Source organism: Streptomyces sp. NPDC042002 (assembly GCF_055588305.1).
Map to the genome: position 1 here is coordinate 23,748 of NZ_JBVJCT010000027.1, position 24,592 is coordinate 48,339.

22 protein-coding genes and 2 tRNA genes are annotated in these 24,592 nt (G+C 66.8%); 16 read left to right on the top strand and 8 right to left on the bottom strand.

Annotation, left to right across the window (positions count from 1 at the left end; genetic code table 11):
• Positions 1-79: 79 nt before the first annotated feature.
• From ACZ6KY_RS29980 to ACZ6KY_RS29990, 3 genes are all read left to right on the top strand, one after another.
• The gene (locus ACZ6KY_RS29980; protein ID WP_469313391.1) at positions 80-628 is read left to right on the top strand and encodes a hypothetical protein; all 549 of its coding nucleotides are present in this window, start codon (positions 80-82) and stop codon (positions 626-628) included.
• A 456-nt stretch (positions 629-1,084) separates the two neighbouring features.
• The gene (locus ACZ6KY_RS29985; RefSeq protein ID WP_469313392.1) at positions 1,085-1,477 is read left to right on the top strand and encodes a hypothetical protein; all 393 of its coding nucleotides are present in this window, start codon (positions 1,085-1,087) and stop codon (positions 1,475-1,477) included.
• A 1-nt stretch (position 1,478) separates the two neighbouring features.
• Positions 1,479-2,447 carry a hypothetical protein gene (locus tag ACZ6KY_RS29990; RefSeq protein ID WP_469313393.1) on the top strand — a complete coding sequence of 323 codons (969 nt, stop codon included), beginning with the start codon at positions 1,479-1,481 and terminating at the stop codon, positions 2,445-2,447.
• A gap of 733 nt (positions 2,448-3,180) precedes the next feature.
• Here the strand turns inward: ACZ6KY_RS29990 and ACZ6KY_RS29995 are convergent.
• The 5 genes from ACZ6KY_RS29995 to dcd form a co-directional block, all read right to left on the bottom strand.
• Positions 3,181-4,026, bottom strand: a complete 846-nt coding sequence (locus ACZ6KY_RS29995; protein ID WP_469313394.1) for a helix-turn-helix domain-containing protein — start codon at positions 4,024-4,026, stop codon at positions 3,181-3,183.
• Entirely contained in the window at positions 4,010-4,540 is a 531-nt protein-coding gene (locus ACZ6KY_RS30000; RefSeq protein WP_469313395.1) for a DUF6879 family protein, read from the bottom strand. The genes ACZ6KY_RS29995 and ACZ6KY_RS30000 overlap by 17 nt, the downstream gene beginning before the upstream one ends.
• Positions 4,524-4,730 (bottom strand): hypothetical protein, encoded by a 207-nt coding sequence (locus tag ACZ6KY_RS30005; RefSeq protein WP_469313396.1) that lies wholly within the window; start codon positions 4,728-4,730, stop codon positions 4,524-4,526. Before ACZ6KY_RS30005 ends, ACZ6KY_RS30000 begins: the two co-directional genes overlap by 17 nt.
• Before the next feature lie 195 nt (positions 4,731-4,925).
• On the bottom strand, positions 4,926-5,429 hold the full coding sequence (locus tag ACZ6KY_RS30010) for a phosphoribosyltransferase (protein ID WP_469313397.1): 504 nt from the start codon (positions 5,427-5,429) through the stop codon (positions 4,926-4,928).
• A gap of 10 nt (positions 5,430-5,439) precedes the next feature.
• The gene (dcd, locus tag ACZ6KY_RS30015) at positions 5,440-6,015 is read right to left on the bottom strand and encodes a dCTP deaminase (RefSeq protein ID WP_351128951.1); all 576 of its coding nucleotides are present in this window, start codon (positions 6,013-6,015) and stop codon (positions 5,440-5,442) included.
• Between the two features lie 606 nt (positions 6,016-6,621).
• On the opposite strand from dcd, the gene ACZ6KY_RS30020 reads away from it, so the two are divergent.
• Positions 6,622-6,695 (top strand) — tRNA-Gly (locus ACZ6KY_RS30020).
• Positions 6,696-7,275: 580 nt separating this feature from the next.
• On the opposite strand, the gene ACZ6KY_RS30025 is transcribed toward ACZ6KY_RS30020, so the two are convergent.
• Positions 7,276-7,367: transfer RNA gene (locus ACZ6KY_RS30025), tRNA-OTHER, on the bottom strand.
• 494 nt (positions 7,368-7,861) lie between these two features.
• On the opposite strand from ACZ6KY_RS30025, the gene ACZ6KY_RS30030 reads away from it, so the two are divergent.
• The 5 genes from ACZ6KY_RS30030 to ACZ6KY_RS30050 all read left to right on the top strand — a co-directional run bounded on the left by ACZ6KY_RS30030 (position 7,862) and on the right by ACZ6KY_RS30050 (position 16,408).
• On the top strand, positions 7,862-9,799 hold the full coding sequence (locus tag ACZ6KY_RS30030) for an NHL repeat-containing protein (protein ID WP_469313398.1): 1,938 nt from the start codon (positions 7,862-7,864) through the stop codon (positions 9,797-9,799).
• Between the two features lie 997 nt (positions 9,800-10,796).
• A complete protein-coding gene (locus ACZ6KY_RS30035; RefSeq protein ID WP_469313399.1) occupies positions 10,797-12,056 on the top strand; it encodes an SNIPE associated domain-containing protein in 1,260 nt (419 codons plus the stop codon).
• 451 nt (positions 12,057-12,507) lie between these two features.
• Entirely contained in the window at positions 12,508-13,281 is a 774-nt protein-coding gene (locus tag ACZ6KY_RS30040) for a polysaccharide deacetylase family protein (protein ID WP_469313400.1), read from the top strand.
• Positions 13,282-13,994: 713 nt separating this feature from the next.
• The gene (locus ACZ6KY_RS30045; RefSeq protein WP_469313401.1) at positions 13,995-15,389 is read left to right on the top strand and encodes a hypothetical protein; all 1,395 of its coding nucleotides are present in this window, start codon (positions 13,995-13,997) and stop codon (positions 15,387-15,389) included.
• A gap of 353 nt (positions 15,390-15,742) precedes the next feature.
• Entirely contained in the window at positions 15,743-16,408 is a 666-nt protein-coding gene (locus tag ACZ6KY_RS30050; RefSeq protein WP_469313402.1) for a DUF4142 domain-containing protein, read from the top strand.
• 194 nt (positions 16,409-16,602) lie between these two features.
• Here the strand turns inward: ACZ6KY_RS30050 and ACZ6KY_RS30055 are convergent, their stop codons facing one another.
• A complete protein-coding gene (locus tag ACZ6KY_RS30055) occupies positions 16,603-17,190 on the bottom strand; it encodes a hypothetical protein (protein ID WP_469313403.1) in 588 nt (195 codons plus the stop codon).
• Positions 17,191-17,948: 758 nt separating this feature from the next.
• Here ACZ6KY_RS30055 and ACZ6KY_RS30060 point away from each other — a divergent pair.
• The 4 genes from ACZ6KY_RS30060 to ACZ6KY_RS30075 all read left to right on the top strand — a co-directional run bounded on the left by ACZ6KY_RS30060 (position 17,949) and on the right by ACZ6KY_RS30075 (position 21,301).
• Positions 17,949-18,152, top strand: coding sequence for a cold-shock protein (locus ACZ6KY_RS30060; protein ID WP_030224351.1), 204 nt, complete (start codon positions 17,949-17,951; stop codon positions 18,150-18,152).
• A 694-nt stretch (positions 18,153-18,846) separates the two neighbouring features.
• Positions 18,847-20,340: a DEAD/DEAH box helicase gene (locus tag ACZ6KY_RS30065; RefSeq protein WP_469313404.1), complete on the top strand. Its 1,494-nt coding sequence runs from the start codon at positions 18,847-18,849 to the stop codon at positions 20,338-20,340.
• A gap of 233 nt (positions 20,341-20,573) precedes the next feature.
• Complete coding sequence (locus ACZ6KY_RS30070; RefSeq protein WP_469313405.1) at positions 20,574-20,909, top strand: CBS domain-containing protein; 336 nt, start codon at positions 20,574-20,576, stop codon at positions 20,907-20,909.
• 77 nt (positions 20,910-20,986) lie between these two features.
• Positions 20,987-21,301, top strand: a complete 315-nt coding sequence (locus tag ACZ6KY_RS30075; protein WP_469313406.1) for an SCO5918 family protein — start codon at positions 20,987-20,989, stop codon at positions 21,299-21,301.
• A 69-nt stretch (positions 21,302-21,370) separates the two neighbouring features.
• Here the strand turns inward: ACZ6KY_RS30075 and ACZ6KY_RS30080 are convergent, their stop codons facing one another.
• Entirely contained in the window at positions 21,371-21,745 is a 375-nt protein-coding gene (locus ACZ6KY_RS30080) for a hypothetical protein (protein ID WP_469313407.1), read from the bottom strand.
• Positions 21,746-22,198: 453 nt separating this feature from the next.
• On the opposite strand from ACZ6KY_RS30080, the gene ACZ6KY_RS30085 reads away from it, so the two are divergent.
• The 3 genes from ACZ6KY_RS30085 to ACZ6KY_RS30095 all read left to right on the top strand — a co-directional run bounded on the left by ACZ6KY_RS30085 (position 22,199) and on the right by ACZ6KY_RS30095 (position 24,471).
• On the top strand, positions 22,199-22,543 hold the full coding sequence (locus ACZ6KY_RS30085; RefSeq protein WP_469313408.1) for a MerR family transcriptional regulator: 345 nt from the start codon (positions 22,199-22,201) through the stop codon (positions 22,541-22,543).
• Positions 22,544-22,982: 439 nt separating this feature from the next.
• On the top strand, positions 22,983-23,327 hold the full coding sequence (locus tag ACZ6KY_RS30090) for a hypothetical protein (RefSeq protein WP_469313475.1): 345 nt from the start codon (positions 22,983-22,985) through the stop codon (positions 23,325-23,327).
• 148 nt (positions 23,328-23,475) lie between these two features.
• Positions 23,476-24,471 (top strand): NAD-dependent epimerase/dehydratase family protein, encoded by a 996-nt coding sequence (locus ACZ6KY_RS30095; RefSeq protein ID WP_469313409.1) that lies wholly within the window; start codon positions 23,476-23,478, stop codon positions 24,469-24,471.
• The last annotated feature ends 121 nt before the right edge of the window (positions 24,472-24,592 follow it).

The window sequence follows — 24,592 nt, forward strand, 5'->3', positions numbered from 1 at the left end:
ATAGGGATCTCATCCTCAGACGGATCACCATTGAAGTATGCAGCTGACTAACTGTCAGCCTTATCGAAGGAGCCAACCCATGACGAACGTAAAGATCACTGACACCGAGGTAGACCAGTGGCTTGCCGAGAACGACCCCGAGTACGGCCAGGAGAAGCGCGACCGCTGTGATACCTGGCTTCGGTTCACGGTCGGTGCCGACGGGGCCGCCGATTGGCTCTGGGGCCACGATGACGAAGGACTGGCCCTCTCGGACATCTTCCAGTCGGGAACCCCTGAGAACAGCGGCTACGCCCTGGAGGTAACCGGCGTTCCCGAAGTGCAGGAGTACTGCCAGTGGGATGGATGCCTGGAAGCCCTGTACGGCCTCCAGGAAGCCCGCAAGGCCGGTCGGCCCCGGAAGTACTGCCCTGGACATCAGAGGGATGCCGAGGCCCGGCGTAGGCGTATGCAGCGACAGGGGATCACTGCTGGCCGACACCGAAACCTGAGCTACCGGCCTAAGGGTGAGCCCAAGCCAAAGGCTGTGTGGATTGGCAATCCATCAGAGGGCGGTAAGAGCATCGACCAGTACGAGCAATTCCGGCACGTATGGAAGTCCAGGAACCTTCCCTGCCGTGTTCGTTAGCCAGCGGGGGCATTTTTTTAGGGGCCCAGCCGGCTGGGGGCTAGAAATTTGTGTCGTGTTTATTCAGAGAAGGTGAAGGGATCTTAGTCGCTAACCTCTCTCAAGGCTTCGGCTGGCCCCTTCTTCTCTTAGAGGGTTTGGGCTCCGTTCGTTGTTCAGTTGCATGCATCCGAGAGATGGCCTCGACAGGTTTGGTTGGCTCCTCCTGTCGGGGCCTTTTCTGTGGCCCAAATCATTCAGGCCAGAATCTGAAAGGAGGTGATTCGCATGAAGGAGTGCACGCGATGTGAAGCGAAGAAGGACCTGTCCGAGTTTAACCGGGGAAGTGCCTTCGCTGATGGCCACCAGAGGTGGTGTCGAAAGTGTTTCCGTGAGTACAACCGACTCTGGGAGAGCCACCATAAGCGGACTCGCACGAAGCGATAGGAGCAAGAGCAATGAACAAGGAGAACGGATATGCCGGTGACGAGTAAGCCAGGGTTCACCCTACTTGAGACAACGAACCGAGCGGTGTTTTACCGGGCCCCCGCCCTTGAAAAGAGTTCAGACAGGATCCCGGTCAAGCTGACCCATTCGGCTCAGGTACTCCGCTATGCCGTCCAGGAGCTTCCCTCTGGGGCTAACGGGTCGGCAGTCGGGTTTGCATACGTCCAGACTGAGACAGGCTCCGTAATCGCCGTCCAGGCCCTTACCGGTGACTGCCTCGGGATAGTCGAGCGAGGCATCCGAGGCTGGCTCCGGCGTTTCAAGCTCGAACGGCGGGCAAGGGCGAGGTTCAAGAATGAGCTGCATGCACTACTGAAGGACGAACGAGTAGCGGAATTGGCCGCTGAGATCAAGGAGAAGTGACATGACTACGTACATGCCTCAGCAATTGAGCGACATCCCGGACCTTACTTATTCGGCCCAGCCGGTAAACATGGCCCACGTCGCTTACGAGCGAAACCGCATCGATCAGCTCGAACAGGAATTGCAGCAAAAGAGCGATCCGACTTACCGAGCTACCTTCGAGGCTCCGGCACTCCCCGGAGGATTCGTTAAGCACGAGACTGACGATTCCGCAGTGTCGGAAGCGGGCAAGGATCTGAATCGACGGCTTGAGTACGTCGAGCGAGCTAGCGCTGAGTGGGAGATCCAGAACGTTGATTATCTAGACAAGGTCGTGCGTCGGAATCGGGATGAAGCCGACTACCAAACTCGACTCGTGCAAGCCGTAAAAGCCGGTGCGGAGATTCCCGACCCGGTAGAGCATCAGGATTTGGGACCGCTGCACAAGCAGCTCAACAAGCTTGAGAATGCGATCACGGTTGGCGCAAAGGTGGCCCACGAAAGCCGGGCCAGGCTGGATGCCGCATACCTGGAGAGGTACGCGAGTGCCGATTACCGGAAGTGGGCTGACAAGGAGATCAGCAAGCGCACTCAGGATGCCGTCAAGGCTCTTGAACTTCTCCGCACTGCTCTGGATTCTCGTGCGTCTGTTATCGGCAAGCTTCCGGACGCATTCGCTGACTCTGATGGAGTGGCTTTCGTCCGGCCGGTGAACCTAGGCCGAGGCGGAATGGACCCCTTCACTCAGGAGGAGAAGCCGATCACTACAGAAAAGGCCATCGCCCACCTTCAGTCGACTACAGTTCCGGGCGACGGAATTCGGAAGTGGTCTAAGGCCCAGCTTTCGGATGACGAACTGGAGAGTTACGCCAACCGCTCCGCTAAGTCCAAGGCTGACCGGGAAGACACTCGTACCTCTGAGCAGAAGCGAAGCGATGCCGACAACGCTCACTACTCTCGTTACATAAACGAGGGGGGAGTCCTTAAGTGAGCGGGAGCGTTATGGAAGAGGCACGGAATTTTGTTAAGCAACATCGAGGATGGGTGCGAGGTGGGCCCCCTGCCCGCATCTATGAAGACTGGCAGACAGAGGCTGAGGAATTCAGTCTCCTCGGTTCCGGTGGACTGGACCCAACGGACAGTGAAAGCGTGCTAGACGCTTCGATCGAATACGAGAGGAACATTCCGCTGAAGTTCAGGATTTGGGACTGAGTGGTGAAGATGACGTCATTGAGGCCCCTACGGAAGGGGCCTCTTTTGGTGACAGATCCTGTGGGTTCGAAGTCTGGTCACTTTCCTGAGAGATGCTGGTCTTAGCCGCCCTTGGAAAGTTGTGGTCAAGCATCGTCACGGGTATGAACGGTGCGATAGCGCCGAACATGGCCCCTCCCTTTGGTCTCGCAGATCTGGCATGGGAAGTGGCACGAAGGGAGAGAGTTCGGAGGGAAGGAGATCACTCCCGATTTCTCGTCCAGGACTCCGTCATACTCCTCGTACCAAGCGTTCTCAGTGGCAGTGTCGTTTGATCTCAACATTGATGTCACTGACTTTCGAGAGGTCCCCTGCGGTCCGTGCAGTCTCCCTCTGACGACCAAGCGCCAAGCACACATCACACCCGGACATCGGCTCTGGTTCGGCGGCGAGCCCGAGTGGCAGTTTCACCGGTTCTTCCTGTGTGGTCTGCATGGTCCGATCATTCTCCGAACCCTGGGAGGATGCCAGAGCTATTCGCGTTGTCGGGTAAAGAAGATCTCTGACCAGTCGGACAATAGTCCCCGGCAATCGTCCCCGAACACTGCATAGGTCTCGTACCGCTCGAAGTCATCCCGGTAAGCGTTCACGTCACGGTGGTCCCTGAGGATCAAAACCCCAGTGCCGGTCTCCACTGTGGCTAGTCTTCGGTCATAGACCGTGAAGGTATTCAGCGGCATCTCTGGAATGTGACCGCTCAGAGGGATGACGCCGATCTTCACGTTAGGAATCCGGGAGACAGACACCAGCCAATCGAGCTGCATAGCCATGCCGACTGAAGGTAGGAACGGCCACCTAACGGCTTGCTCTGTGAGGATGAACGTAAACGACTTGGACGAGTCGTGCAGGATGCTTTGGCGTTCGAGCTTCCTGGCTACGGTCTTCGACTGGTCTCCGGGGACGCCCGCGAGACTTGCACGCACATACTCGGGTGTGGCCAAAAGGCCAGTGACGGCCGACAGCATGAAGAATCGGAACTCTGTCGAGGCCGCTTCCAGCCTCGCTAGCTCGTTCTGTTTCTTGTCCAATCCTCGACGGCGGGAGGACCAGTGATCCTGCCACTCGGTATTCGCAGTGCGAGCCAGGGACAGAAGCTCTTCGGCTTCCGGCCCCTCGGCTCCGAGTGCATCCAATATCAGTTCAACGTCGACTAGAGCGGGGGTGAGCTTCCCGCCCTCGATATTGCTGATCTTTGTTTGTGACATGGTGCAGCGGCGAGCCAGCGCCGTTTGTGTGACACCGGCCTGCTTCCGCAGCGTGCGCATTGCTTCGGCTAGGTCTGACCTCGATTGGCCCAGCCGTTCAGGTTCGAACGTCAAGACCCTTCACGTACTCCTCGAAGGACACCGACTCAGCTACAGCGATCCGCTGATACTCGATGAACGACGTCACGTCACCCTCGAATACCTCGCGGCTGATTTGCCGTCCGTCTGAGTGGTAGTTCATGAGAACCACTTCGGCGTGATCGAACATCCAGAAGTCCTGGACACCGGCGAGTGGGTTTGGCCGGTCGGTCACATCGAGAATGCGGATCTGTTCACCGGCCAGCGCGTGAGCGTTGTAGTAGCGGTGAAACTCGAACCTGAGGTAGTCGGACAGAGGGCGAGTCACAACGTGTACGCGGCCCTGAGAGCGCCCCTCGATCGCCTGTCGGCGTAGTCGGTCGGTGTACTCGTTCGCGACCGTCAGGGGATCGATCCGGGCGCCTGCCTTGAACGCTGCGAACTCCTCGGCCTCCGACGGCATGAGGTACAGCGGCAGGGTCTCCAGACGCCAGGCTTCCCCGGTGAACCCCTCGAACCGTGCGGCCCACTCCTCACCAGCCAAGAGCACGAACGGCCTCCCTCAGCGTCTCCTCGGGAATCTCGACCAGGCCCTCACCGTTGGGCGGCGTGAAGGCTGTGGACACATCGCCCTGGACGACGAACGAGCCTGAGGCGGTGCGGTAGACGTTGGCGCAGTCGTCCTGACCGCACTCGCCGGTGCCGTTGCCGGTCAGTCGTTGCAGCTCCTCGCGTGCCACCTGAACTCCCCTTCGACTGGCCCCTGTTGGGGCATCTGCATCGACCGTACGAGGGGGCGTGACCAGGGTCCATACGAGCCACAAAATATTCGCGACATCGGGTATCTCTGCGGTCGGCCGGTGGGCGGGCCACTCCCTAGCTGGACACACAGCAGCCCCCACCGGACGGCAGGGGCTTAGCGCTGCGACCTGGTCTTACGCGTCTAGGACGGTGGTGTGGTGGTGGACCACGGGCGGCTCAACGCTCCAGGGGAAATTAATCCAGACTGAGTCATCGGTCCGCTTCCAGACGTACTCGCACTTCACGAGCGACTGGGTCTTCTCGTAGATCACGGCGCTGCGGACCTCGGCGACGGCGTCGACGCAGAAGTCGTGCACGAGCTTGAGCGTCTTGCCCGTGTCGGCGACGTCGTCGGTGATCAGGACCTTCTTGTCGGAGAAGTCGATCGCGTTGGGGACGGGAGCGAGCATGACCGGCATCTCCAGCGTCGTCCCCACCCCGGTATAGAACTCGACGTTCACCAGATGGATGTTCTTGCAGTCGAGGGCGTAGGCCAGCCCGCCCGCGACGAAGACGCCGCCACGGGCGATGGAGAGCACGATGTCGGGCTCGTACCCGTCGTCGGCGATGGTCTGAGCGAGTTCGCGTACGGCGACGCCGAACCCTTCGTAGCTGAGGTTCTCGCGCGCAGGAGGCATGCCGATCGCCTCAGACCTGGGTGCGGTGGAAGTTCAGGAAGGACCGTGAGGCGGTCGGTCCGCGCTGGCCCTGGTACCGGGAGCCGTACCGGTCGCTGCCGTACGGGAACTCGGCGGGCGAACTGAGCCGGAACATGCACAGCTGCCCGATCTTCATCCCCGGCCACAGCTTGATCGGCAGGGTCGCGAGGTTGGACAGCTCAAGGGTGACGTGCCCGGAGAACCCGGGGTCGATGAACCCGGCGGTGGAGTGGGTGACCAGCCCCAGCCGTCCCAGGGAACTCTTGCCTTCGAGCCGCGAGGCGAGGTCGTCGGGCAGCGAGATGACCTCGTACGTACTGGCGAGGACGAACTCTCCGGGATGGAGGATGAACGGCTCGTCACCCTCGGGCTCGACGAGCCGCGTGAGATCCGCCTGCTCGACCGCGGGGTCGATGTGGGGGTAGCGGTGATTCTCGAACACCCGGAAGTAGCGGTCGAGCCGCACGTCGATGCTCGACGGCTGCACCATGGATTCGTCGTAGGGATCGATCCGGACCCGCCCGGCGTCGATCTCGGCCCGGATGTCCTTGTCTGAGAGAAGCACGCCCTGAGGATACGCAAGGCGCGCGGAGCCACCACCATCGTGACGACACCGCGCGCCCGTACCGCTCGCCACTACGGCGCCTTTTACCCCTGCTTACCTCTGCTGCTTACCTCTGCTGCTTACCTGTGCGCCCGTTGCCGCGGCGCCACTGCTGCTCCGTCACGCCACTACTGCTCCGTAGCTGCCTTCTCCAAGGCGACCGGCACCACACTGCGGAGCCGGGCACACCGTGGACACCGGAGCAGCCGGCCGGGGCCGAGCCGTTCGGCCTGCTGCATCGGGAACGAAGCGGTGCTGAACACGTGCCCCTCGGCACAACGGACGACGGTGCGCTCCATCAAGTCCCAGAGTCCCTTCCCCAAGAGCCGCGTCAGGCTGATGCCCTGACAACGAAAGCCACATTACGGGATGAAAGGAACGGCTCTCCAGGCGGCACTCCGACCCCGCCCGAACCCACTTCAACGCCCCCACCGTACGCCCCAACTCCGGCCTCTCGCAGCCGCATCCACCCTCCGAAACGCGAGCGGGCGCTGCGGCTCAGACGCCGGGGTACGGGCATGAGGTAGAGTGAGCGAGCATTCGACACCGGCCCAACCGGCGTCTTACGCGGGTGTAGTTTAGTGGTAGAACATCAGCTTCCCAAGCTGAGAGTGCGAGTTCGATTCTCGTCACCCGCTCCATGTGAAACCCCCAGGTCGATGACCCGGGGGTTCTTTGTTGTCCAGACCGGCGGGCGGGGCGCGCGCCACAACCAGACCATAGGGACCGGCTAGCTGCCGGTGAGGTCGGACGGCCGCCTCGAAGATCCCCTTCAGGCGCTGGCACGCCTTGCCGACGGTGGTCTGGCCTGTCCCCCGGCCGAGAGCCGCAATTGACACCGGCGGACTCGCCGACACCACAGGCCGGGATCGACTTCACGGCTTCCAGGCTTCGTCGATCTGGAACCACACAACGGTTCCACCGAAGCGGCTGGGGCCGGCCCCGCTCCCCGATCCACGGATCGCGGGTCCCGAGCCGATGGATCGACCCTGGGCGGGCGGTTGCTCCGACGACCCGCCATTCTGACCTCAGGGGGCACCGCGACGCGCCAGGCGTCACCGACGGCAGTTCCGCTGAACTACGGATCAGAAGGTGTCGTGCCCCAGTCGTACCCGATCCAGCGGGCAACAGCGGTGAACCGCGGGCACTCACGGGCACTCACGGGCAGCAAGCAACGCAACGACCCCTGACCGATGTTCCCGGTCAGGGACCGTTCACCTGTGGTGGGTGTGGGATTTGAACCCACGGTGACATCGCTGCCACGACGGCTTGCAAGGCCGCTCGCGGGCCCGCAGAGATTCCACCAGAAACCCGGCCCCTCACTTCTTCGGCTACTGATCGCACCCAGCGATCCTCGACTCAGCCGTTGAGACTCCACCCACCCGATCTGTGCGTGGCCAACCGCGACAAGTGGCAGCGGCTCGTCAATACGGATGATCGAGCTTGAACCAGGGATCGACATCCAGCTCAGCCGCCTCGGCGTCCATGGCCTCGGCAGCCAACGGGACGTCCAGGAGAGCGTGTGGTTCTCCGACTGCCCCGTCCTGCTCGACTTCACCGACGAACAAGAGGCCATGACCTCTTGGGAGCCGCCCTGCGTGTTCGGACTCCGCCTCGGGCGAGCCCGGCGAAGAAAGCGCGGACAGTCACTTGGAGAAACCCCCTCCTCAACTGTCACTGCCATGCCATACGCTGCGCGCAGCAGTCGCACCCCGCGTCGCCGCAGCTCAGCTGCCTTGTTCGGGGTCGGACGGTGCTTTCGTCCGCCTGGTCGACACCGGGCTCACTCATGGGGGTATCACCAACTGTGCGTACGCGCAGCGTCGCCACCGCGACGGCACTGGCCGTCCTCACCGGCTCGGCATTCCTGATCGGTATCCCCGCCGTACCCGCCGTGGCGGCCGGGCCCGCGGTCGTCAGCACACCCGGCGGGATGGTCGTCGACGGCGTTCTGCAGCGGGTCTTCGTCGGTGACCAGTGGAACGGGAAGATCCTGGCCGGCGACTACTCCGGCACCCTCGTCGACTCGGTGGACGGACTCGGGGCGGTCGCCGAACTGACCCTCGCCGCCGACGGCAAGACCCTGTACGCGGCTCTGCCAGACAGCCATCAGATCCTGGCCCTGGACGCTGTCACGCTCGACATCAAGGCCCGGTACGACGTGGCGGCAGCCGAAGGGCCGCGCCACCTCGCCTTCGCGGGCGGCAAGGTCTGGTTCGGCTACAAGGATCCGCAGGGCGGCAACTTGGGCTCGGTCGACCCGGCCGGAGGCACCGACGCCGTGACGCTCGGGAGGTTGCCGGACGGTCTGAGCGCCTCCGATGACCTGGTCCTCGACTCCGACCCCGGCAAGTCGGGCATGCTGGCGTTCGCCGAGACGGGCCTTGACGCGAGCGGCGGGATGGGGGTTCTGGACGTCTCCGGAACATCTCCTCAGGTCGTCGCCTACGACAACTCCCAGATTTCCGGGGCCGATGACGTCGATCTCGTACCCGGTGCTCAAGAGGTGCTGATCAACGCGCGGAATCGGTACGCCTACGCGGACGGGAAAATCACTGGCGCAGGCTTCTACCTGGATGGTGAGTGGAGTGGCGACATCTCACCGAGTGGCTTGATCGCCAAGTTCGACGACAGATATGTGGTGGTCTACCGGTCTGGCACGGACACCCCGATCGCCTTCCACCATGTCTCGGAAAACGGGGTGGGCGGAGTGGCATGGGCGCCGGACTCCTCGCGTCTGTTCGTACTCCAGGGGACGGACGGTGACGGCTATTTCCTCAAGGCGCTCACCGATCCGGCGCGGGACGTCCCGACCTTGATGGTGTACGCCCCGTCGACGGCCACCCGCGCCCGGCAGCTCACCGTCACCGGGGACCTGTCGATGACGCAGCTACTGCCTGACACGAAGCTCCAGGTCACCCGCACCGACCTGGAGTCCCCGAGCGGCAAGGCGCTGCCTGCCGTCACGGTGAAGGCGGACGGCTCGTACTCCTTCACCGACACCCCGCCCGCCGGCGGCACGGTCACTTACAAGGTGGCGTACGCGGGCGATGCCGATCGGGCGGCCGTCACCGCGAGCGACAAGGTGGCCGTCTCCCTCGACTCGACATCGCTGAGCCTGAACAACAACGGCAAGGTGTACGCCTACGGCACCGACGTGACCTTCACCGCGCACCTCGGTACGACGTACAAGAACCGCACGGTCGAGATCTGGGCCAACCCCTACGGCGGCGACAAGCCCAACAAGCTGGTCAAGACCGGGATGGTCAACTCCAGCGGCAACATCTCCGCGACGATCGACATGACCCGTGACACCGCGGTGACCGCGGTCTTCAAGGGCGATGCCCGCTTCAAGGCCAGGACCGTCGCATCCACGGGCTACGCCATGGTGAAGACCTCCACCGTCGTCTCGAAGCACTACAAGACGGCCAAGATCGGCTCGACGTCGTACTACTGGTTCCACAAGAGCACCAACCCACTGCTCACCACGACCATGACGTACTACCCGGGCCGCAAGCAGCGCGTGGACCTGCAGGTCTACCGGGCCGGTGAGTGGCAGACCGTTGACGACAGTCCGCAGTACTTCAAGCTTGACTCGAACGGCCGGTCGGCCGTGAGCCTGAAGTCTCCCGGCGCATCCGGCATCAAGGTGCGCATGCGCTCGTCGTACGAAAACGAATACTCAGGCGACAACGTCAACTCGACGACGCACGGCTCGTGGAAGTACCTGTACTTCTCCAACTAGTTGGCGGGAGAGCCCTTCCAATGCTCGCCATCAAGATCCAGATTTGTGTGCCCCGTCCGCAGACATCCCCACGAAGCGGCTTCAGGCTGCGGCGAAGTACAGCAACCGATCATGCCTGGTGACGTCCTGTAGGGGTCGTGGCGCGGCCGCTGCGACCGTTCCGCGTAAGGGCTACGGATCAGAAGGTGGTGAGGGGGGTGGGTACGGAGCCATTCGATGTCCCGGGGACCCCGATGCGGCCACCCCCTTGGCTGTCTGTTCCACAGCGAGAACGACGAACCGGCTCCTACCTGCCCCGGAACCCGACATCCGCCACTGACAACGCCCTCGCGTCGGCCGCCAACGCCCACCCATACGTGCCAGATGCGTGCCAGACCCTGCGGGGAACCACGGGGACCAGCGGGGAGCGCAACGGCGGATTCCCCAACAGCGTCAGCGCTCCGCCGCAGGTCAGCAGCCCAATCTGTCCTAGGTAACCTGAGCTTCCCAAGCTCAGGACGCAGGTCTGGTCCCGGTCGGGGGCAGTAACCTTCGTCTACTAACTTTCTGCGCTCTTGATGGTACAAAGAGTGAATTTGGTATCGGTCTGTGGGGACAGACCGAGTTGGGGGGCTCGATGTTGTATCGGTTCAATTCGCCGCCAGGTTGGCCGGCACCGCCTGCTGGGTGGATGCCGCCCCCCGGCTGGCATCCGGACCCGTCGTGGCCACCGCCGCCGTCAGGTTGGCAGCTTTGGGTGCCCGACACGACCGGCGGCGTGAGTCCCGTTGAGGCCAGCACCGGCTTCGCGCAACAGCGTGAGCAAGCCACGAGTGTCCAGCACGCGCCAACTGCGCCGCCCGGCTCGAACACCGACCGAGTTGTTGGTGAAAGGGCCGCTGTACCCTCGCATCCTTCCGTGCCCCAGGCTCGCCGAGGTGGTCTGTTCGGCAGACGTCGCCGTGACGAGGCCCAAGAGGTCGAACAACTGCGAGGGTGGATAGCGAGCACGCAGGGCATGGACACCGTTCAGGCCCTCGACGCCCTGCGTGTGGCGCGCGAGGAAGTCACTGCCTTGCGCGAAGCCGCGGAAGCTGAAGCGGCGGAGATCCGTCAAAGCGCGCGGGAAGAAGTGAAGAGGGAGAAGGAGGAGGCGAAAGAGGCTTCCAAGGACGCTGACCGAGCCCGGAAGGAAGCGGAGAAGGTCCGGCTGGACACCTATCACGCCAGCAACCGACTTGCCGCACTCCAGGCTCAGGTCGTCACCACCGACGAAACGGCGATGCTCCAACAGGTCGGAATCTACGCCTACCGGCACCAGTTGCAGGATGCCATTGCCTACCGCACTCGACTGGACTCGCTACAGGCCGAGATCAAGAACCTTGCCCGGACGGATCAAGCGGTACTCGCAGTTCAGTACTGGACGGTCAACGGTTCTGCCAGCGCCGGGCGCAAGATGGTACGGGACTTCTCGAAGCTCATGCTCAGGGCATACAACGCCGAGGCGGACTACGCGGTGCGGTCCATGCGCCCCCATCGTCTGACCTCGCTCGTCGACCGCCTGTACAAGAGTCGGGAGACCATCGCCAAGCTTGGCGCCACCATGCAGATCCGCATCTCCGATGCCTACCACGACAAGCGCGTGCGTGAGCTGCAGCTGACTGCGGACTTCCTGCAGAAGAAGGAGGAGGAGAAGGAAGCGCAGCGGGAGATCCGGGCGCGCGAGAAGGAAGAGGCCGCCGCGCAGCGGGAGTTGGACCGCGAACGGGAGAAGCTCCAGAAGGAGCTGAGCCACTACCAGGTCGCTCTGGAGCGGCTACGAGAACGTGGGGACACCGACGCCGTAGCGGAGATGGAAGCCAAACTCGCAGAGATCGAGGAGTCGCTCAGCTCCGTCGAGGCACGTGCCGCCAACGTCCGCGCCGGGTACGTGTACGTGATCTCCAACATCGGTGCCTTCGGCGAGCGGATGGTCAAGATCGGGATGACGCGGCGACTGGAACCATTGGAGCGCGTCTACGAGCTGAGCGGTGCGTCAGTGCCATTCCGGTTCGACGTCCATGCACTGATCTTCAGCAAGGACGCGGTCGGCCTGGAGTCACAGCTGCACCAGGAGTTCGCGGACCACCGGGTCAACCGCGTCAACGCACGAAAGGAGTTCTTCCGCGTCACCCCGGACCAGGTGCGCGATGCCCTCCAGCGGTACGCCGGCCAGCACCTCGTCGAGTTCACGGAAGAGCCTCAGGCCCTGGAATGGCGTGCCAGCCAGGCGAGCTGATCCGCCCAATCCAGCGAGAGGGAACCGGCGTGTCAATCGAGCCACCGGTTCCCTCAGCTACCCATGTCTGCGCACTGCCGACTCCGTACCGCAACCGCGCTGAACTTCGATGCGCGCACGGTGAACCATGCTCGCCGAGGTCATTTTTTCCGCGGTCGGGGCTTCGATAGCCGGAGGCCGTTCGGTTGAGGGGCCCACGTCGGCTCCGGCGGGCCACCGCGTGGGCGCGCGCCAGTGCCGGGGAGATACGCGCGATCGGGCCGAGCGGCTCGGTTTCGCCCACTGCTCGCTCGTTCGGTTTCGCTCGCTGCTCGCTCAGTTGTCCGTGAACTCCCCCGGAATTGTCCGTGATCGGTAACGGACGCATCCTGTGGCCGCCGCTCCTCGTCCTGTCAGGTGGTCGCGAGGTGACCGAGGGATCGGCGAGGAACTGCGGGAAAGCGGGGCGGACATGGCGCGGCACGGTGGTGGGCGGGGCTGGTACGGCAAGGTGGTCGGGGCGGCGCTCGGGGTGGCGTTGCTGGCCGCCGGCGCCTCGGTGTGGACCGCGCAGGCGGGTGCCGTGAGCGGCCAGTTGCCGAAGACGGCCGCGTCGGCCGCGCCGGGCAGTCGCGTCAAGGCGGTGGCGGTGACCATCGCGCACGCCTCGGACAAGGGGGCGCGCGGCGTCAACATCACCATCGACGACGGCCCGGACCCCGTGTGGACCCCTCAAGTGCTGGACGTGCTGCGGGAGTTCGGGGTGAAGGCCACGTTCTGCATGGTGGGGACGCAGGCGCAGGCCCACCCCGACCTCGTGAAGAAGGTGGTCGCGGCCGGGCACCGGCTGTGCGACCACTCGGTGTCGCACGACACCGCCATGGACAAGAAGTCCCAGGCGTACCAGTCGCAGCAGATACTCGACGCCGAACACATGATCACCGAGGCGTCCGGGGGCGTACGGCCGATGTACTACCGGGCGCCCGGCGGGGCCTTCACCCCCTACAGCCGCAAGCTGGCCGCCTCCCGTGGCATGCGCCCGCTCGGCTGGAACGTGGACTCCAAGGACTTCGAGCGGCCGGGCACGGACACCATCGTCGCCACCGTCGAACGGGAACTGCCCAACGGGCCGACGCTCCTCTTCCACGACGCCGGCGGCGACCGCTCCCAGACCGTCCAGGCCCTGCGCCGGATCCTCCCCCGACTCAAGCAGCAGGGCTACTCCTTCGGGTTCCCGGTGCGCTGAGCCCCCGCCCCGGCCGATGCCGACGTATGAACCGCGGCCTACGCCCCCGCGGGACCGAGGCGGTAGACGGCCCTGGAGCGTGAGGGACTCCGCCGGACACGGCACGGAACCAGCCCCCGGAGGGCGGCGACCGGCCGTGCAGTCAAAGCGGGGAACCAGCGTGTCCAACACCGTTCGGGACACGCGGCTGAGCACGGGTTCAGGCAAAAGGACTCGCTCCCGCTCAGTCCTTGGAAACGGTAGCCTTCCCCTCCGTTCGACAGTCCCTGGAGGCGTCCCGTGCACACCACCGTACGGTGGGTGAGGCGGGAGCCGGTCGGCTCCAACTCGGCCCGGGCTAGCTGGTGTTGGGCGCCCTGTCGCCTTGTCCGGCAGGCGGCGGAACGGGCGGCTTCCGCGCGGCCGCCACTACGTCTGCACCCCGTACCGCAAGGGAGCGGCTCCGCAGAGCCCGACCGCCCGGCCGCTGTCCGCCGGCATCGGCAAGCTCGCTCCGAGCCCGGACCTGGCCTGGCCCCTGTCCAGGAGTGACAGTCAAGAGGTGACCGCCGCGCCCGGGCCGCCGCTGTCGGCGGCCCGGGTATCCGGCATGCCCCCGGTTTCCCATCAATTCTCATGCGTCGGCCCGCGGCACCCCATACGATCCCCTCGCCGCCCGCACACCAGTACGCATCTGGGCACCGTCTGCGGGCATCCACCATGGGAGAGACCACTTGACCCTGTCCTTCGGCGCGCGAGCGCGCGCCGTCCTCGCTCCTCCGGGAGCCCTCGGCCTGTTACTGGCCGCCGCCGCGTCACCCGCGAGCGCGGCTGCCGGAACGCCCACCACTCCCACTCAGCTGTTCAACGGCTACCGGAACTGCTCGACCGACGCGGACCGGCCCACGTACCTCTGGGCCCGCGACGGCCTTGTGGTCGAGGGCATCCCCGGGACCACCGACCCCGGCGGCAGCTCCCAGCTCGCCGTGCGCTATCAGGTCTGGCCGGTCACCGACCCGGCGCAGACCACGACAGTCACCCGCGAGCACGCCACCTCCGGGTTCGAGGCCCCCGGCACCCTGCCCGCCGAAGCGCTCGCGAATGGGCAGAGCTACGCGTGGCGGGCGCAGACAGTGGCCGGGGGAGCGGCCTCGGACTGGTCCGCCGCCTGTTACGTCACGATCGACAACAGCGGCCCGGCAAGCACACCCACCATCTCCTCACCGAACTACCCGCCGGATGTGTGGAACCAGGGCGGCGAACCGGTCACGTTCACACTGAGCGCCCACGGTGTCGACGACGTCACCGGGTTCGAGTACTCCTGGAATCGGGACCTCCCGGTCATCGGCACGAACATCGGCGCCTATGGCGTTCCGCAGCCCGCCGACCCGTACGAGGACACGAGATACTTCAAGCGCGCCGACGCCCCCGGCGGTTCCGCCACGCTCAGCCTGATCCCGCCGAACGGCGCCGGTCTCATGACCCTGACGGTGCGCAGCCTGGACCGGGCCTTCAACGGGTCGGCGAGCACCAGCTACACGTTCCTCGTTCGCTCCAATGGTCCCAGCATCACCCCGGCCGTCCCGTCGCCCGAGTTCGGCAAGCCGACCACGTTCACGTTCCGGCCGGACCCCGCACTGCAGTCGGCAAGTCCGGTGGTCGGCTACTCCGTACAGATCAGCGGCGCTCAGGGCGGCGACAAGACCGTCGACGTCACGGCGGCGCCGGACGGCACCGCGACGATGGACCTCACGATGGACGGCGCCTACGGCGAGCGTCTCCGGGTCACCGGCAAGAGCGCGAACGGCTGGGTCAGTGACGCGGCATCGTGGGGCATCGGCTACGACACCACGTCCACCGTCGCTTCGGAGGTCTACCCCGAGAACGATTCCGGCGGGGGTGCGGGCGTCCCGGGCGCGTTCACGTTCGCCTCGAAGGTGGGGGACGTCGCGAGCTACACGTACTCCTTCAACGGGGACCAGGAGGTCACGGTCGCCGCGGACGACGACAACGCCGCGAGCATCGAATGGACCCCGGCCTCGGACGGCTCGTACGAACTCCAGGTCTACGCGACGACCCGCTCCGGCATCCAACTGGCGCCCTACTACTACTCCTTCACCGTGAGCTGAAACCACGCACCGGCCGGACCCTCGACCGCGAACCGAAGGCCCGGGCCGACCGTCCGGGCCTTCCCGCTGTCCCCCGTCGGCTCCCGCGCGGATCGGGAGCCGGTGTGCCGGTGCTGCCGCGGGCTCCGGTGTCCGTCCGGCCCTGGTAACCGGGGCCGTTCGGCCCTATCGGTCCCGGGCGGGGAAGTGATCTTCTGGCGCGGCGGCCGGGTGCCCCAGCTTCCGCAACTCCCGTTCCCCCGTACGGGAAGGGGCCGGAGCACTCGGTACGCGCCAAGAGCGGGCTCCGGCCGGTACGGACCGCACCGGCCGAGCGCGGGTTCCGGAAACCAGTCGGTCCCAGGGAGGCTCAGTTGCGACGCAGCTTCGTCACGATCTTCATGGTGCTGGCCATCGGCGGCACGATCGGCTCACTCGCGTACCCGGTGTTCTACTCGTACCCTCACCGTTTCGACGCCGTGAAGGCCGCCGTGGCCGACCCCGGCCCCGTGGTGAGCACACCGTGGGGACCGCTGAGCGCCGCCGATCGCGACCTCGTGGTGCGGGTGGAGCTGGACGGGCTGTGGGAGATACCCGCGGGCCGACAGGCGGTCAAGCGGGCCCCCACGAAGGCGATCAAGGAGGCGGGCGGCCATCTGGTGGCCGGCCACACCGACCTCGACAAACGCGTCCGCACCGTCGCGACCGACCTCGCCATCGTGCTGCCGACCCAGCCGACCGCGGAGCAGCAGGGCTGGCTCGCCGAACTGTCGGCGGCCCAGGGCGAGGACTACCGGCAGAAGTTCGCGAATCTGCTGCGCGACGAGCACGGCCGGATCTTCCAGGCGCTCGCGCAGGTGCGCAGCAGCACCCGCAACACGCTGGTGCGGGAGCTGGCCACGGTCACCAACCAGACCGAGCTCGACCACATCTCGGTACTGGAGAAGACCGGATACGTCGACTTCGACGCCATCGCGCACGAGGCGACAGCCGCTCCCTCCGCGATCCCGACAGGGCTTCCGGCGCCGACGTCGCCGTGAGCACCGGCGGCCCCGGCACATCCCGTACGGCGGGCCGAGTGACCGACACCAGACCGACCGGATGCCCGTCAGCAGACCGACCGGGTGCCCGTCGCAGGGCGGCCGAGTGCCCGTCACCTGTTCGGTCAGGTGTCGGTCACCTGTTCAGCCTTGGCGCGTTGCCCGTGGTCCGGGCGGCTTGTCGGCTCAGTGGCTCAGTGCGCGACCGAGCAGTCCCCCCAGGCGGCGGCCAGGGCGTGGGGAATCGCCGGGATGTCTCCGCAGCCGTGCGGTCCGGCGGGGAAACCGTCGCTCGCGACGTAGACCCAGCCGCCGCCTGAGCCGCGGAAGTACTTGAAGGCACTGCCCTCGTCCTGCATGCCCACGCGTTCCGCGTACGTGGCCCCGGCGGTGAGCCCGAATCGGGTGGCGGCGTAACGGACGGTGCCGCACTGGCCGTAGAAGAACACGTGCGGCACCGGCTCGATGTGCGTGAAGTGGGTGACGTCGTGCCGGTACACCCGGGTCACGGCGGCCTTCACCTCGTCGCCCACGGCCAGGTTGCGGCAGCCGGTAACGGCCGTGGGCGGGTGGCTGGTCGGAGCGCTGGCCGAGCCGCGCGACGGCGCGGGCGTAGACGCGCCGGCGGGACTCGACGAGGGTGACGTGGCCGGGGCCGGGGCGTCCGCGGCCGAAGCGGGGGTACCCGCGGCGGAACCCGCGCCCGCCGAGCTCTGGCACCCCGTCAACAGCATGATCCCGCCGGCCAGCGCTATCGCCGACGTACGTCCGAGTCCGGGCATGACCCATCCTTTTTCTCGACGACTTCTCCGGCCGGCGTCTCCCGACCGACGAAGTCGTGGTCACGGCCTGCGTGACCACGGCATACGGCCGCTGTGCACCCGGCCGCGGGTTCAGCAGGTTCTGCCCCGAAGGACAGCGCGGGACCGCCCGGTAGTTGCGGGGAGGAGCATGCGGGATGGTCTCGATTCCGCATACGGGCCGTCCCGCCCGCGACGACCCCTGTCGGACGGCAGTCCTGGTGGTGACCAGTCCTGCCCTACGGGCCGTCCCGCCGGTGCCCCTGCCTGTCGTACGGCTGTCGTACGGCCGGTCCCGGCGGCGACCGTCACCGTCGCGCGATGCGGAGTAGGGTGCCGTCACCGTCACGTTGAGGCGCGTCGCGCTCGTGGCCGGGCGGTGACGGCGCGGGTCGATTGTCGTCACATTTTCCGAACTCCGCCGCATGATCCCCGGGGCAGAAACGCTGCGATCGGGGCGAGCCAATATCTGTGGCGGCGACGTAAGAAATCAACGGCGGACGCGATGAGGATTTCTTGATCGACAGGCCGAGCGAAGTTATCCGCCGCGCGCAGTCGATCGTGCCGTGCTACTGTCGATAGCAGTTGCAGTTGTGGTTCCCAAAAACTTGTGAGCATCCACCCTCTTCTTGCAGGGTGGAGTTCTTTTGTATCCGGTCTTTTTCCGGCGGGGTAATCATCACGGCGACGCGGAGTCAGCACAATGCGGACCCCGAGCACCGTCCCGAAGGAGAATTGACATGGCTACTGGCACCGTGAAGTGGTTCAACGCTGAAAAGGGCTTCGGCTTCATCGAGCAGGACGGCGGCGGCGCTGACGTCTTCGCCCACTACTCGAACATCGCCGCGCAGGGCTTCCGTGAGCTCCAGGAAGGCCAGAAGGTGTCCTTCGACATCGCGCAGGGCCAGAAGGGCCCGACGGCGGAGAACATCGTTCCCGCCTGACACCCGCACGCACGACGCAGCTGGGACCCGCACCTTGGGGTGCGGGTCCCAGCTCGCCGCGTTTCCGGTGCAGACGTCCCGGCGGTTCGCGGTGAGTTCGACCCGCGACCACGCTTCCGGGAGTTCAGGATCGGATCAGGTCCACGGCGGCCCGCCCTTCCGGGGCGACGGCCCTCGGTACGGAAGTCCCCACCCACCGCTCGGAAAACGAACGCGTCGGAGCGGGGCCCGTGCCCGGACCTTTCGGCTCTTTTCCTGATCCTCTACCGCCACCGGTCTCGCGTCCGGGCCGCATCCGGTCCACTCCTCATCCGCTCCTGGTCCACTCCTGGTCCACGTCGGCTTGTTCCACTCTTGGCCCGCTCCGGGTCTACGTAAGGGCCGCGTAAGGTCTGCGTAGGGGTCGTGTAAGGGCCGCGTCCGGTCCACTCCCGTGTTCTGTCGCACGTCGTCCGGCGCTTCCCGTTCGTTTCCCTTCGATTCCCTTCGCTTTTCTTCATACCGCTCCACTCCGCTCCACCCTCTTCATTCCTCTTTTTCCGGGATCGCGCCGCCTGTCCGGCAGCACATCCCGTGAGGGATCTCACCGATCCGATTCGGTGGTGAATTTCATTCGGCTCGTTCTCGCGATTCTCTGCGCTGCTCATTCGCTGCGGGAATTCCTTGATACGCGCCCGGTCAAGGAAGGTTCCGCATGAACCGCACGCGCACCAACGATCGCTACTCCCGCACCCGCACCGAGGGTGCCGGCGCCAAGAGGAGCGGCGGCAGCCGATTCGGCGCCCCGTCCTCGGGCCGTTCCGGCGGTCCCAGCCGGTCGAAGGGCTACGGACGCCAGCAGGCCTCCCCGCAGGGAGAGTTCGCGGTGCCGGTGACGATCACGCCCGCTCTGCCGCCCGTGGAGGCGTTCGCCGACCTCGCCCTGCCGGAGCAGTTGCTCGCGGCGCTCGGCCACGAGGGCGTCAGCGTCCCGTTCCCGATCCAGGGCGCGACCCTGCCGAACTCCCTCGCGGGCCGTGACGTACTCGGCCGGGGCCGCACCGGCTCGGGCAAGACCCTGGCCTTCGGCCTCGCGCTGCTGGCCCGTACCGCCGGTCAGCGCGCCGAGCCCAGGCAGCCGCTGGCCCTGGTCCTCGTGCCCACCCGGGAGCTGGCCCAGCAGGTCACCGACGCGCTCACCCCGTACGCCCGTTCCCTGCGCCTGCGGATGGCCACCGTGGTCGGCGGGATGTCGATCGGCCGCCAGGCCGGTGCCCTGCGCGGCGGGGCCGAGGTCGTCGTCGCTACGCCGGGCCGGCTCAAGGACCTCATCGAGCGGGGCGACTGCCGACTGAACCAGGTCGCCATCACCGTCCTCGACGAGGCCGACCAGATGGCCGACATGGGCTTCATGCCGCAGGTCACGGCGCTGCTCGACCAGGTGCGTCCGGAAGGGCAGCGGATGCTCTTCTCCGCCACCCTGGACCGCAACGTCGATCTGCTGGTCCGCCGCTACCTCTCCGACCCGGTGGTCCACTCCGTCGACCCGTCCGCGGGCGCGGTCACGACGATGGAGCACCACGTCCTGCACGTGCAGGCCTCGGACAAGAACCGGACGACCACCGAGATCGCCGCGCGCGACGGCCGGGTGATCATGTTCCTGGACACCAAGCACGCGGTGGACCGGCTGACCGAGCACCTGCTGAGCAGCGGTGTCCGCGCCGCCGCCCTGCACGGCGGCAAGTCCCAGCCGCAGCGCACGCGGACCCTGGCCCAGTTCAAGACGGGGCACGTGACGGTCCTGGTGGCGACCAACGTCGCGGCGCGTGGCATCCACGTCGACAACCTCGACCTCGTCGTCAACGTCGACCCGCCGACGGACCACAAGGACTACCTGCACCGCGGCGGCCGTACGGCCCGTGCCGGCGAGTCCGGCAGTGTGGTGACACTGGTGATGCCCAACCAGCGCCGCGAGATGACCCGGTTGATGGCCGCTGCCGGTATCACCCCGCAGACCAGTCAAGTGCGTTCGGGCGAGGCGGAGTTGAACCGCATCACCGGCGCCCAGGCGCCCTCGGGCGTGCCGGTCGTCATCCGTGCGCCGGTGACTGAGCGTCCCCGCCGTAGCGCCTCGCCCTCCTCCCGGGGCCGCCGCGGCCGCTCCGGCCAGGGCCGCTCCACCGCCACCGCCACACATCGCACGGCCTAGCAGTAATCCAGGCCGTCAAGCGTCGGCTGTCAGCCGACGCTTGACGGCTGACAGCTGTCGGCTGACGCTTGACGGCTGACGGGCCCACGCCCGTCGGCCGACACCCGCCCGACAGCCGACGGCTCAGAACCGCGACAAGCTGGTCGCCGGTGACTGATCACCGGCGACCGGCCACCGGTCGGCCACCGGCACCCGTCGTCGCTTGCCCGCACTCACCCGCAGGAGGCACCCCCTTGGCGCTCGTTCAGACGCAGCCGCGTTCCGCGGGACCCGTACCGGCCTTCGCACCGGCCTTCGTACCGGCCGTGCCGACCGTCGTCGTCGACCTGAGGGACGCCTCCGGGCCGCGGGTGCGGGGCGACATGACCGTCGAGGTGGCGCTGTCCGTCATGGCGGGCGCCCGTGTCGGGTATCTCCTCGTCTGCGACGAGGACGACCAGTGCACGGGCTCGGTCACCGAGGCCCAGCTCGCCGTCGTCCGCGACGGTTCCGCGTACACGGACCGGGTCCGCGTACGTGATGTCCTCGGCCCCCGCCGCACCCCGGGCGCCCTCGCCCTCTCCCACTGAGCGTCCCGCCGTCCCCGGCCGGCCCGCTCGGCCCGGCTCGCCGCTCGGGCCTTTTTTCCCGCTACCTGTGAGGCATCATGCGCTGTGTCATCGCCCGCTTCCCGTTCGATCTCACCAAGAGTGGTGTGCTGGAGTCGATGAAGGGGATCAAGCCCGAGCCGATCACGGGTGAGTCCGTGATCATCGGCCGCTGCCACTACCCCGTCAAGCAGGTGGGCGAGGTCATCACCCGCCAGGACCGCCGCGACTTCACGAGCGGCGAAGTGACCCGGGCCATGGCCCGTCTCGGCTTCACCTGCCGTACCCCTGAGGTGCCCGCACCCGCGCCCGTCCTCAGCCCGCTCCAGAACGCCTCGGCGCTGCTCGGCAGCCCCGAACCGCTCGAGCTCTGAGGACCTCCGCAGACATCAGGACAGCCATGAGGGCCCCGCCGACACGGTCGGCGGGGCCCTCATCGCGTTTCACTGGTCGGAGTAGCTGAAGTCGCCCACGGTCCAGGCGCCGACGTCGGCGATGGCGACGCGGTACATCCCGCCGGTGTCGGGAATCCCGACGCTGCCCTGAAGGATGCGGGCGAGATGGAAGTGCAGATGGGTCGGCGCCACGGCGCGGTCGCTCCGGCCCGCCGTCCGGTCGGGGGCGAACACGTCGGAGAACGGGCCGAGGCGGTCCGAGTCCTTCAGGACCTCCGACACCCGCTCCCGCCACACGGCCTCGGGAGCCAGCCGGCCGGTGATGACGGCACCACCGACGACCACGGTCAACGACATCTGCGTGCTGTGCCCGGACTCCACCATGGCGGAGATGTCAACGAGGAGCTCGTCAGGGTTCGACATGGAAGTCGATTCTATTCAGCGGCCCGCCCTGCCGCCGCGCCGGTCACCGCGTGACGCAGAATATCTCGGCCCCGAGCATCTTAAAATCTGTCTTTGTCACGGTAGACATCGGGCGGTGGCGTGGTTAGGGTTTCTTGTGCAGACATCGTCGGGCCGGAGGAGTTCACTGTCGGTCCGGCCTGTGATCGACACGACGGAAGGACGGAGGAAGCAGACGCCATCAGGATCGCCCGGCCCGAGATCATTCCGGTCCGGGTACCGCAAGAACCCGGAATGGACGGTGGTTCCCGGTCACGCCTACACGATCCCCGCTGACCCGCCCCTCACTCGGGCCCGGTAGCGGAAACAGACGGTCGGCTCCGCAGTAGAGCCGGCAGATGGTGTTCAATTTCCTTCGGGGCCCTGGTGCCGTACGGCGGCGGGGCCCCTCGACGCGTGCCACAACGAGGTGAAATGACAGCGGACACTCCACTCACTGGTCGTCTCGACGACGACGACTACCCCGCGTACACGATGGGCAGGGCGGCCGAGATGCTCGGCACCACGCCGGGCTTCCTCCGAGCCATCGGTGAGGCCCGCCTGATCACTCCGCTCCGCTCGGAGGGCGGCCACCGTCGCTACTCCCGCTATCAGCTGAGGATCGCCGCCCGCGCGCGGGAACTCGTCGACAGGGGAACCCCGATCGAGGCCGCTTGTCGCATCGTCATTCTTGAGGACCAGCTCGAAGAGGCTCAGCGCATCAACGCCGAGTACCGGCGCGGCGCGCAGGCGGCACCGGAGGGATCCAGCGCGGGCTGAACCCGCCCGCTGACGGGCCGGCCGACACGGCCGCGTGGAACGGACACGCCCGGTCGACACCCGGCCGACACCCACGATCGACACCCCTGGGTGGAGTGTCCGCGACCGGGAACGGGATCTCGTTGACACCGGGGGTCGCCCGGCGTTGACTGACAGCCCGGTGTGTGGCCCATGCCACTCGGGTGACCGTGGCGGCTGTGATCACCACGGTGACGACCCTTCCGGAACGCCCGCACCGATCGTCACCACACCGGACCGATCGCCACCAACCCGGTCGTCAGCACGCCGGACCGATCGTCACCACTCGATCGCCGCGACATGACCGTCACGACACGACGTCACACCCGATCGGCACGGCACGATCGTTGCGACATGATCGTCGCCACCCGATCTCGCTACGCGCCCCGCCGGTACGACGTACAGGAAGTGGCCCACGATGATGTACGACCAGACACGCGCCCAGCAGCCCCCGGACAGGCAACCCGGCTCGGCCGGGCGTCGCACGCCGGGCCCGGAACCGCTCCTCGGGGCGGACGAGCGTGCCGAACTCACCCAGCGGCTCCACCACGCCCTCAACACCTTCGCGCACAGCCCGCGTGAGGCGCTGGAGGAGGCCGAGACCGCGTTCGACGAGGCCGCGGCCCATCTCATGAGCGCCCTCACGGAACGGCGGCACTCGCTTCACGAGGGCTGGCACGGCCAGGACCCCGCGACCCAGTCCGACGAACTCCGGCACGCGTTGCGGCAGTACCGCGAGATCACCCAACGGCTGCTCCGCATGTGAGCACCCGCAGCCGCGCCCCGGGCCGGAACCCGCCGGTGCCGGGCGTGCCGTCGGCCCAGGTCCTGCCGCGGGCCCAGGTCTTACGGAGCGGTGACGTGGTGGGCGTGGTGATGCCGGCGGACGGGGTCGCGGTTCTAGCGTTCGTCTCATGCGTGTACTGGTTACCGGCGGGGCCGGGTTCATCGGAGGTCAGGTCGTCGCGGCGCTGCGCGCGCGGGGGCATGAGGCGGTTGTGTTCGACCTGCGGGACGGACTCGACGTGCGGGACGCCGGGGCCGTCGCGGGAGCGCTGAACGGCGTGGACGCGGTGTGCCATCAGGCCGCGATGGTGGGCCTCGGCGTCGGGTTCGGCGACGCGGTCGAATACGTGTCGCGCAATGACCTCGGTACGGCCGTGCTGCTCGCGGGGATGGCGGACGCGGGGGTACGACGGCTCGTGCTCGCCGGGTCCATGGTCGTGTACGGCGAGGGACGCTACGCGTGCGAGTGGCACGGGGTGGTGCGGCCGGGGCCGCGGGCCGTCGCCGATCTGGACGCGGGACACTTCGAGCCGCGCTGTCCGCGGTGCGGTGAGGAACTGATGCCGGGTCTGGTGGGCGAGGACGCGCCCGTCGACCCGCGCAATGTGTACGCGACGACCAAGCTGGCGCAGGAGCATCTGGCGGCGGCGTGGGCCCGTTCGACGGACGGCACGGCGGTGTCGCTCCGCTATCACAACGTCTACGGCCCCGGGATGCCCCGCGACACCCCGTACGCGGGCGTCGCCTCCTTCTTCCGGTCCGCGCTCGCCCGCGGCGAGGCCCCGCGCGTCTTCGAGGACGGCGGACAGCGGCGGGACTTCGTCCACGTGTCGGATGTGGCCGCCGCCAACGTGGCCGCGCTGGAGGCGAGTTCGCGGGACGGCGCCCTCACCGTCTACAACACCGGCAGCGGCGAGCCGCGTACGGTCGGCGAGATGGCACGGGCCCTGGCGGACGCGTACGGCGGGCCCGAGCCGGTCGTCACCGGGGAGTACCGGCTCGGGGACGTACGGCACATCACCGCGGACTCGGCCCGGCTGCGGGCCGAACTGGGGTGGAAGGCGGAGACCGGATTCACCGAGGGAATGCGGGAGTTCGCGACGGCCCCGCTGCGCGAGCAGTAGGGCTTCCGACAGCACGGGCCCGGACCCCCGGCAGCACGCGCGCCGGCCGGGACCTCCGCAGTAGACCGCCCCCCGCCGGACCTCCGGCTGCCAGGCAAGCGCGGCGGCCGCGATCCCCGCC